The sequence below is a fragment of the Providencia sp. TYF-12 genome (assembly GCF_041344805.1).
Taxonomy (GTDB): Bacteria; Pseudomonadota; Gammaproteobacteria; order Enterobacterales; family Enterobacteriaceae; genus Providencia; species Providencia huashanensis.
Genome location: NZ_CP166833.1, coordinates 575,841 through 586,481, shown reverse-complemented (window position 1 = coordinate 586,481; position 10,641 = coordinate 575,841). Strand labels below are relative to the sequence as shown.

9 protein-coding genes are annotated in these 10,641 nt (G+C 42.3%); 3 read left to right on the top strand and 6 right to left on the bottom strand.

The genetic code is table 11. From position 1 onward, the window contains the following. Positions 1-36: 36 nt before the first annotated feature. Positions 37-1,617: an RNA repair transcriptional activator RtcR gene (gene rtcR, locus ABE954_RS02620; protein WP_166685579.1), complete on the bottom strand. Its 1,581-nt coding sequence runs from the start codon at positions 1,615-1,617 to the stop codon at positions 37-39. 486 nt (positions 1,618-2,103) lie between these two features. On the opposite strand from rtcR, the gene ABE954_RS02615 reads away from it, so the two are divergent. Genes ABE954_RS02615 through ABE954_RS02605 form a run of 3 tightly spaced genes read left to right on the top strand, consistent with a single transcriptional unit; the run spans position 2,104 to position 5,257 of the window. Continuing rightward, positions 2,104-3,222: a slipin family protein gene (locus tag ABE954_RS02615; RefSeq protein WP_166685580.1), complete on the top strand. Its 1,119-nt coding sequence runs from the start codon at positions 2,104-2,106 to the stop codon at positions 3,220-3,222. Between the two features lie 2 nt (positions 3,223-3,224). After that, positions 3,225-4,451 carry an RtcB family protein gene (locus tag ABE954_RS02610; protein ID WP_071547665.1) on the top strand — a complete coding sequence of 409 codons (1,227 nt, stop codon included), beginning with the start codon at positions 3,225-3,227 and terminating at the stop codon, positions 4,449-4,451. Between the two features lie 11 nt (positions 4,452-4,462). Continuing rightward, complete coding sequence (locus ABE954_RS02605; RefSeq protein ID WP_042848434.1) at positions 4,463-5,257, top strand: nucleotidyltransferase domain-containing protein; 795 nt, start codon at positions 4,463-4,465, stop codon at positions 5,255-5,257. 87 nt (positions 5,258-5,344) lie between these two features. On the opposite strand, the gene ABE954_RS02600 is transcribed toward ABE954_RS02605, so the two are convergent. The 5 genes from ABE954_RS02600 to ABE954_RS02580 form a co-directional block, all read right to left on the bottom strand. Next, the gene (locus ABE954_RS02600) at positions 5,345-5,800 is read right to left on the bottom strand and encodes a DoxX family protein (RefSeq protein ID WP_071547663.1); all 456 of its coding nucleotides are present in this window, start codon (positions 5,798-5,800) and stop codon (positions 5,345-5,347) included. A gap of 192 nt (positions 5,801-5,992) precedes the next feature. Next, positions 5,993-6,559 carry a molecular chaperone TorD family protein gene (locus ABE954_RS02595; protein ID WP_042848437.1) on the bottom strand — a complete coding sequence of 189 codons (567 nt, stop codon included), beginning with the start codon at positions 6,557-6,559 and terminating at the stop codon, positions 5,993-5,995. Positions 6,560-6,596: 37 nt separating this feature from the next. Next, complete coding sequence (locus ABE954_RS02590) at positions 6,597-7,496, bottom strand: DmsC/YnfH family molybdoenzyme membrane anchor subunit (protein ID WP_042848439.1); 900 nt, start codon at positions 7,494-7,496, stop codon at positions 6,597-6,599. Then, complete coding sequence (locus ABE954_RS02585) at positions 7,493-8,131, bottom strand: DMSO/selenate family reductase complex B subunit (protein WP_042848441.1); 639 nt, start codon at positions 8,129-8,131, stop codon at positions 7,493-7,495. The genes ABE954_RS02590 and ABE954_RS02585 overlap by 4 nt, the downstream gene beginning before the upstream one ends. Beyond that, on the bottom strand, positions 8,128-10,548 hold the full coding sequence (locus ABE954_RS02580; protein WP_129467000.1) for a DMSO/selenate family reductase complex A subunit: 2,421 nt from the start codon (positions 10,546-10,548) through the stop codon (positions 8,128-8,130). The genes ABE954_RS02585 and ABE954_RS02580 overlap by 4 nt, the downstream gene beginning before the upstream one ends. Positions 10,549-10,641: the final 93 nt, after the last annotated feature.

Sequence of the window (10,641 nt, the reverse complement as noted above, 5' to 3'; positions counted from 1 at the left end):
TCACCCTCCCCCCCGCCTCGGCGGGGGTTTTTCTTTTTATCCCTTTCTCACCTCATCCCAATCTAACCCAAACTTTGCCAAATATTTTCGCAGCCTATCTGCATCATTTGGCTGTTTTTTATGTTGCCGTGAAATGGCAAACAGCTCACGCCCCGCTTCTGACAAAGAAGATGAACGCCGGCAAACTTCCAGCACGGTTGCTAACTGTTGCTGGTCGAATAAATCAATTTCACCAATTTGCTTTGGTAATGCATTGGTTGATTTTGACTGCCATTGAGCTTGCAAACGGCCAATTTCCTCTTCGGCTACCGCTTTGGTAATACGCCCGCGTTCAGCAAACGTTGCCATTCGGTTAATGGAGGCACCCAACTCACGGAAATTTCCACGCCAATGGGCTTGAGGGGAACAGGCAAACTTCACATAAACGTTTCGAGCTTCGCTATCAAAACGAATTTGGCTTTGTTGGTCTTGGCAAAATTTGGCTAATTCATAATCAATATTCGGTTCGATGTCTTCACGGCGGTCACGTAAGCCCGGTAAGGCAAATGTCCACATATTGATACGGGCAAATAAGTCTTCACGAAATTTGCCCTCTTCCACTTGCTGCGCCAAATTACGGTGAGTCCCTGCAATTAATTGAAAGTCACTGTGAATTTCTTCATCTGAACCATAAGGAAAAAAGCTTTTCTCCTCAATGGCTTTCAATAGCATTGCTTGTTCATCTAGCCCAAGTTCCGCAATTTCATCGAGAAATAAAATACCGCCATCCGCTTCTTTCAGTAACCCACGCCTTGGGTTGATTGCCCCTGTGAACGCCCCTTTCACATGACCAAACAGCGTCGACATAGCGTTATCACCACGAAGCGTAGCACAGTTTACTTCCACAAATCGCCCTTTAACTTGATGGCGGCTTTCACGCAGTTGATAAATTCGCCGAGCTAAGAAAGACTTCCCCGCCCCCGTTGGCCCATTGAGTAAAATCGGGGCTTTAGAGCGTAGTGCGACGCGTTCGATTTGCTCAATCATGGTATTAAATGCCGCGTTGCGGGTGGCAATACCCGATTTTAAAAACGAAACCTGCTGTTGCTGCTCTGTTTGGAAACGGCTGGTGATATGGGCGTAACGGCTAAGATCAAGGTCTATCACCGCATGAATACCGGCAGGGTCTTTCTCCCGCCCCTTTTGGCTTGGGGAGGTTTGAATTAACTTCGCAGGCAGGTAATGAGCCTCGGTTAATAAGAACCAGCAAATTTGCACCACATGGGTACCCGTAGTGATATGTACCAGATACTCTTCATTATCAGTATCAAATTGATAATGCGAAGAAAAATCCAGTAATGAGGTATAAACCTCTTCAAAATCCCACGGGTCAGCAATATCCACCTCATGCAGTACCACTTCCGTATTGGGAGAAGCTTGTTCAATGTCCTCTTTCACCCGGTGCGCCATGCCATAGTCATTCACCTGATGCAGTAATTCAAAACGACCAATATCCAAATTAGGCTGTTGGCAAAGGCCAACCGTTGGCCGCCATTTTGTCCAGCGATTGGCTTTTTTGCCTCTTCTATCGAGTACTGTGCCTAATACACCAATGACCACTTTGCGTTTCTTATTCATGATGAGTTTATATAAATTTATAAAGTGCGATATAAAAAGATAATAAATAGCCTAATTCATTTCTCTTGGTAATGTTAGTAAAATTTAACCAGATATATTTATTTGTTATTTTTCAATAATATAAAATTTTTTAACTTACTTTAATAAAAGTTGGCACGCTTCTGGCAATTATATCTTCATCCACTGCCGGAAATTGTCTGAACTTCGAGTTCAACCGGTGCAGACATGGTGACTCAGTCACTACATGGTCTGTATGCCGACGTCAGTAAGATACCTTGGTAATAGCCTAGCTATCAGGTTCGACTCCTGAAAAAAATACAAATCCAACTGTATAAAACTAAGCAGAAGTTAAGCTTGAAACCGCCACTCGAGAGCTTTGCCGAGTGATGAGCAGAAATTTAGACAGCCAATTTTGGCACTCTACTTTTCCCCTCACCACTTCGCTTTTTTCTTCAGTGCCGGATAAATATTGAAAAAGGAAAAATAATGAAAAAAATAAATATCGCTCAAGGACAAATCGCATTGACCGCTAAAAATGGGGATTTTAAACAATTACTGACTGCGGGTGAGCACCGTTTAAACGATTGGTTTAATCAATTGACGGTGTCATTGTTCACACTTGATAACGAACCTATTGATGAAAAACTGGCAGACCACTTACGCCAATTTCACCCTGATTGGGTTGATGATCACTGTATTGACATCGCTTTGACTGATGACGAGATTGGTTTTATATACTTGCACAATAGTTTGACAGAAATACTGCCACCAGCGAGCCGTCGGTTGTATTGGAAAAATAGCAATAATTTAAAAGTGGAGCCGCAGTCGCTAGAAAATAGCGTTATTGACTCTGTATTCGTTGCACGTCTGATGGGTAAAAAACGCATTAAAGGCAATGAGTTGGCCTTAATTAGCCAAGTACCTGCATGGCATGTCGGTATGCTAAAAATTGATGGTGAGATACAAGATTTATTACAACCGGGAACTTACGGTTATTGGAAAATCAACCACAAACCGGAAGTTGAGATAATAGACACCCGTTTACAATCATTAGAAGTTAGCGGACAAGAGATTTTAACCAAAGACAAAGTCACATTACGCATCAACCTGTGTGCCAACTGGCGCTATCACGATGTTTTGCTGGCATTCTCAAAACTGAGCCAGCCTGTAGAGCATTTATATCGTGAATTGCAGTTTTCAATACGAGAAATCGTGGGTACCCGAACCTTAGATGAACTTTTAGAAAACAAGCAGTTAATTGATGAGTTGATGTTGATTCAAGTCGCGCAGTGCGTCGTTGAGTTTGGCTTAGAAATCGATAGTATCGGTGTAAAAGACATCATTTTGCCGGGGGATATGCGCACTATTTTATCTCAAGTCGTTGAAGCCGAAAAATCGGCACAAGCTAACGTGATCCGCCGCCGTGAAGAAACCGCCGCGACTCGTTCACTGTTAAATACCGCAAAAGTGATGGAAAACAACCCAGTTGCGCTGCGTTTAAAAGAACTTGAAACCTTAGAAAGTATCGCACATCGAATCGACCAAATTTCCGTTTATGGTGGGTTAGATCAAGTATTAAACGGATTGGTAAAAATTAAGGAATAACAATGAATAACAATAACTTTAATCAATTAATTCAAGAAAATGGCGTGCCTGTAAAAATGTGGACCAACGGCGTGCCTGTAGACCCGAAAGCGGTAACACAACTACAAAACACCGCTAAAATGCCGTTTATTTTTAAGCACCTTGCGGTAATGCCTGATGTACACGTTGGAAAAGGTTCGACGATAGGAAGTGTTATACCAACCAAAGGGGCGATTATCCCTGCGGCAGTTGGCGTGGATATTGGCTGTGGGATGATTGCCGTGCGTACATCATTAACAGCGGCTGATTTACCAGATAGCCTGCAAAATATTCGTTTCGCTATCGAAGCGGCGGTACCACATGGTCGAACAACCCACCGCCATGGACGTGATAAAGGGGCTTGGTATCGTACACCGGATATTGTCGATACCCACTGGGCGCACTTGGATGAAGAGTTTAAACGTATCTGTGATAAATACCCAAAACTACGTAACACTAATCATTACAAACATTTAGGGACATTAGGAACGGGGAACCACTTTATTGAACTGTGTTTAGATGAACAAGACCGTGTATGGGTAATGCTACATAGCGGGTCACGCGGGGTGGGAAATGCGATAGGTAACTTGTTTATCACGCTGGCACAAAAAGATATGCAACAGCATATCGCCAATTTGCCGGATAGAGACCTTGCTTACTTTAAAGAAGGTAGTGTGCACTTTAATGACTATATGGAAGCAGTGGGTTGGGCGCAAGACTTTGCTCGCCATAACCGTGAAGTAATGATGCACCGCGTATTGGAAGCACTATCACGTGAAATTCCAAAGCCGTTTATCACAGAACAAGAAGCCGTAAATTGCCATCATAACTATGTGCAAAAAGAACAGCACTTTGGTGAAGAAGTACTGGTAACCCGAAAAGGCGCGGTATCTGCACGAAAAGGCCAAATGGGGATCATTCCAGGGTCAATGGGGGCGAAAAGTTTTATTGTGCGCGGTTTAGGTGACGAAGAAAGTTTTTGTTCATGCAGCCATGGTGCAGGGCGGGTCATGAGCCGGACAGAGGCTAAAAAACGTTTCTCTGTAAGTGACCAAAAAATAGCGACGGCCCATGTTGAGTGCCGAAAAGACAGTGATGTGATTGATGAAATACCGATGGCTTATAAAGACATTGATGCGGTGATGGCTGCGCAGTCCTCACTGGTAGAAATTGTTCATACCCTACGCCAAGTAGTATGTGTAAAGGGATAAAAGGAGAAAGCATGGAAACTAGCCATGAAAGTATATCCGTGCTGATGAAAGAACGGATAGGTAAAACACTTAAAGAAATAGAAGAAACTCACCACGTTAAAATACTCTTTGCGTGTGAGTCGGGTAGTCGCGGTTGGGGCTTTGCCTCCCGCGATAGCGACTATGACGTCCGGTTTATCTATGTTCACAAACTTGATTGGTACCTAACATTGGATAAAAAACGCGATGTGATAGAGAAACCAATTGATGATGAGTTAGATGTGTCGGGTTGGGAGCTTTCTAAAGCATTGAAATTAATGCGAAACTCAAACCCCGCATTAATCGAGTGGCTACACTCACCCATTGTGTATTTTAAGGATGAGGCATTTTTTACTCAACTGGAGCAACTGGCTGCACAATTTTATTCGCCACTAAAATCACGTTATCATTATTTATCAATAAGTAAGCGCAATTTACATACTGATTTTAAAGGCAAACAAGTTAAACTGAAAAAATACTTTTACCTATTGCGTGCTGTATTAGCATTACACTGGATAGAAAAAAGTAAAAACATGCCTCCAATGGCATTTTCAGAATTGGTGACTGCAACAGTCTCAGATAAATCAGTACGATTAGAAATTAATGAGTTGTTGGCGATAAAAAGCCAATCTGACGAAAGTCATTATGGTGCGAGACGGCCAGCTATAGACCAACTCGTATCAGAGACTATGACTAATGCAGAGCGAATGCAATTCCCTGAACCCGCTTGCCGTGATAGCCGTTTACTAGATAGTTTTTTCCGTACAGTTGTATTAGAAAATAACTAGCTATTGGTTATTCAAAAAAATAGACCATCAGAATATTTTTGATGGTCTTTCTTTAAAGGCAATGTCAAACACTTAAGAAAAATAATATTACCGCCAGCATGGGTTCTTCATAATTGAGAATTTCCCTGCGCCCATAAATGCCAATGCAATCGAGCTTAAGAAGAAATAAACAATACTTTCGATAGCCCAAGCGCCGGTTTTATCGAGTAAAAAAGTTTTATCCAAACCAATCATTAGCCATGCAACAACCATGGTAAACGCCACTAATAAAGCTGATGGACGCGTTAAAAAACCTAAAATAATAAAAATTGGGGCAACCACTTCACCTAAAATAGTCCCATAGGCAATAAATTCAGGTAAACCGTAAGAAGCCAGCAATGCCTTAATACCACTAGCCCCTGTTAATAATTTACTCATACCATGGAACAGCATTAGCCCACCAACCGAAAGGCGTAATAGCAACCTTCCTAAATCTTCATGAGACAATAAACGATTACATAGATTGACCACTTTATACCCCCTTAGAATATTTAAGCACATCATTAAGTAGTATGACTTAAAAACGTATTATGGCTTAGAAATATAAAGTAAGAATCATTTTAATTTGCATTTCTTATAACTAAATCAATTTTCATTTAATTATAATTTATTAACCTTTAACTCTTTCAAATATTACGTTTAATTAACGATTTAAACATCAAAAATACTGATCAATTAAACCTAACATTAAAAACTTTATGAACAATTTTTTACCGTGACCAGAGCAAGCTCAGTCAACGCATTATAAAAAAGGCTCTGGTTTGTTCGATTTAATTGCTCAGAAAACTGTGGTAACCAACTTTCTAAATGTTCATGCAATAATTCTTTTAATGCCTCTTCTCTCACTTGTGAAGCTAAAACCGCCGCTTGAAATAACATTAAACCAACATGGTCTGACGGTTCTGGATAAGGTGTTTGTACCGTCAAACGCTCACGTTTTAAAAAATCACTTAACGCCGCTGTTGATGAACCTTGCAATACCCCTTCAGGGTCTAAATATACCGAGCCCCATGGTGGGGCTGGTAATGCATTTGGCCCAATAAATAGCGCTGTCCACTGAGTATTTAACGTCGCGATATCTATTTTAAGTGACTCCGTAATACGGCGGCTAAGCTGAGAACTTATTTTACAGGGCCACTGAGAGGCAAAATCATCGAGCTTGAAAAAATGAATAGCATAATCAGCTGCGTCGTCCTCTGGTGAAAATAAATAACAAGTACCCAATATATTAAATGCTGCTGCATAGTGTGAAAAATGGATCATACAACGGGTTATTTCCTAGGTAATAGCGGTTATTCATTTAAAGATGAATAGTATAAAAACAGTAACGTAACAGAAATTCAGCAACAATAGCGGCAACACAGCCTACAGCAAAATAAACCTGACTCGCTGATGCATGAATACCCAGCGTTGTTTGCCGAACTTGGCGATAAACCCCATACCCTAAAACCACGATAGCCAATATGCCAATTAACCAACTCCCTATGCGTAATGACCAAATTCCTTGATAAGCACGGATAGAATCAATAGGAAAGGTAATAGATTCATTATGATAGCCAGTGTGTAATAAATAGCTTTCGTATGCAGGCTGATAAACTAAACGCGCTAATAAGCTAAGAGCAATAACTGCCCATAATATCCACAACCCTCGGACTGGAATTTGCACATCAAGTGAACCAACATTAAAACGCAATAACATATTGATGAGTAAATAATACCCCGCAGCTCCCGCGGTAAGCATCGTGCCGTAAAACATCAAATAGGTGTTATCATTCATCCAAGTTAACATTGATGTATACCGATAAATTGACGCCATAGCATACACATCACAGAGCCCAGCAATAATGGCTAACCCTAACAACAGATATGACAATTCCTTTTTGAACCATAACCATAAAAAAGTCAGCCCAAGAAAAGCAAAGTAGCTTGCAGTGAGTACCACTTCACGACTTAACCAAGACGAGAAAATATTTAACAGTGAATTAGGGGCATTAAGTGGCACGCCTAGGTGCGTAATCGAAGATAACAATCCAACACCAGCAAGCACACAAGCAACTAATAAATACCATAAGAAAAACTGTGAGTTAATTTTCCCCGCTAACGCCGTGGATAATTTTTTCGCAAAGACCCCCAACATCACACTCAGCCCAATGGATGTTTGCATTAAAAATGTGAATAACAATAATGGCCATTCATTCATTTGGCATCTCCTTGTAAGTCTTGAGTACGACCCGCCCCTTGATGTGGGTGGATCACTAAATTGGGATGGGTAATTGAGGAATCTGGTAACCCACGGACATCCGCTTGGTCCCCATACTGTTTTCTTAGTTCATCAATGGGGCCAAACTGAATAGCCCCTAACGGGCAAGTCGCGACGCAGACGGGTTGCTCCCCTTTTAATTGCAAGTCGATACAAAAATCACATTTCGACATTTGCTTAGTTTCAGGGTTCATTTGAGGAGCACCATAGGGGCAAGACCAAGCGCAGGTTCCACAACCAACGCATTTGTCAGTGTTAACCATGACGATGCCGTCCCCTTCACGTTTATGCATAGCCGTCGTAGGGCAATTCTTTACACACATCGGGTCAGCACAATGGTTACATGAAATGGATAACGTATAAGCAAACACATTATTCACCAGCCCTCCCGTGCCGTTTTCAATAAATTCTCCCCCCGTTACTTCGTAAACACGGCGATACTTACGCCCCACATCAAGGTTATTTTTATCTTTACAGGCCACCTGACACGCTTTACAGCCTGAACAGCGCGCCGAATCAATATAGAACCCTAACTGTTTGTTACTGACAGCGGGATAAACGTGGAATTTACTCATGCTTTAGTTACCTCCACCAATAAAGTTTGATGGGCATTACCATGTGCCATTGCTGTACTACGTGCCGAGGTTAAAACGTTAGCACAACCACCTTGGTCAACCCCGTTCTCATCGGGCTGCCACCATGCTCCGGCCTGCAAGGCAACAACACCCGGCATAATGCGCTGAGTTATTTTGGCAGGCACCATGGTGACACCACGGTCGTTATTCACCTTGACGCGTTCTCCATCTGTAATGTTTCGTCGTTTAGCATCAATCGGGTTGATCCACAGTTCTTGTCGCTGTACTTCTTGTAACCACGGGTTAGCAAATTGCGTTGAATTGGCACGATTACGGCCTTTCCATGTAATTAGTTGCAATGGATAACGAGTCGTGAGGGGATCTTCAGGCCCTTCAATGGCAGGCACGTAATGTGATAGTGCTGGAATATCCGCATCCTGACGCTCATAAAGGCGTTTAGAGAAAATTTCGATTTTCCCTGATGGCGTTTCAAACGGGTGGTTTTGTATATCTTGGATATTTTTCTCAAAAGCAACATGCCCCACATGCGGCTGATGCTTTAATAGATGACGGCGTTTTACCAAGAGTTCATCAAAGCTAGGAATATTATCTTCTGGGCGTTTTTTGTGCGCATCATTCACCAGATGTTCTATCCATTGCTTTTCTGTTCTACCTTCACTGAATACGTCACCTACTCCTAACTTTTCTGCGACTTCACATAACCATTCATAGTCACTACGGCGTTCAAATTCAGGCTCGATGACTTTTTCAGATAAAATGATGTAATTACCCGTCCCCCATGTGCCCCCGACGTTCCAGCGTTCTAAGAAACTGGTTTCAGGAAGCAAAATATCGGCATATTTAGCACTCGGTGTCATATATAAATCGCTGTAAACGATAAATTCGACTTTGCTTTCATCTTCCAGCACTTTAGCGGCATGCAAAATATCCGGATTCTGATTAGTCATATAATTACCCGCTAATGAAAAAATCATTTTGATTTCGGTATCGAGTTTTTCTGCATTTTTCAAACCGTTATCAGGGGTCACTAAATCTTTATTTTCACAGGCTTGAACCCAATTAGTGATATTGATTTTTGCTTTCACTGGGTTCTCAAATAAACTTGGGCCCGCTAAGGTTTTACGTAAATCAGGAGTGACTGCCATACCGTAGCCAGCAGCCCAACCGCCTTTACGCCCCACATTACCGGTAATAGTCGCCAACAAAGTCGCCCCTCTCGCTGAGCGCTCACCACAAATATGACGTTGAGGCCCCCAGCCCTGCATTAAGGCGGCAGGTTTGGTATTAGCATATTCACGAGCGAGTTGGCGAATAGTCTGTGCAGGGACCTTTGTAATCGGCTCTGCCCATTCAGGGGTTTTCACAATTCCATCTTTTTTCCCCATTAAATAAGCTATTAATGACTCGTTCTCGGGGACACCTTCAGGCATCTGATGTTCATCAAACCCGATGGTGTATTTATCAATAAAGGCTTGATCATGCAGGCCTTCGCTGATGATCACATACATCATCGCATCCATCATCGCGTTGTCTGTGGTGGGTAAGATAGGAACCCATTGATCAGCTAAGGATGATGCGGTATCCGAGTAACGCGGGTCGACAACGATAAATTTAGTGCCATTCTTTTTCATCTTTTGGAAATAATGATTTGAATGACCAAAAATCGTTTCGTTAGGGTTGTGCCCCCATAAGATCACTAAAGGCGTATCTTCTAAGGTATCTAAGGTGCTACCACTCGCTGAGGTGCCATAAGTATATGGCGTGACTGCCATGGTATTGCCATTACTCACTGAATGGTAATTTTCCAGAAAGCCCCCCGTTAAGTTAAATAAACGGCGTAGCATGTTGGCACCAGAAAAAATACCGCCTGTTACCCCCGTACTCAAACTGACAAAACGCGATGCTGGGCCATATTGCGTATTAATACGCTGCATATTATCTGCAATTAACGTCGTCGCTTCTTCCCAGCTAATACGTTCAAAACGCCCTTCACCACGTTTACCAACCCTTTTCATTGGGTATTTCAAGCGATTTGGATGATAAACAAATTTTCGATAGCTACGACCACGTACACATGCACGCATGATCGGCATCTCTTCATCAAGGTCGGCATCAGGGCGTGTACTTATGCGTGTAACGACCCCCTCTTTGACATGTGCTCGAATATCACATTTTCCACCACAGTCAAAACTACTACAGGTTGATACGATGCGTTCCGCTGAGTTTTGAATAAGCTTAGTAGGGATGATCTCTGGGTCTTCTGGTGTTGAGGCAATGGTTTTAGCAGCAATAAAGGGGACAGCCATGAGTGCAGAGCTGCCTTGAATAAACCGACGGCGGGTTAGTGGTTCGATCAGATGTGTTTGGCTATCATTCCGATCTGGGTAATTTTTCATAGTAACTCTACCTCTGGCGTACATTAGGTTGCCGCGATAGAGTAAACATTTCCCTCTTAGCCAACTTTCGAAAAATCGCCAAACACATCGGAA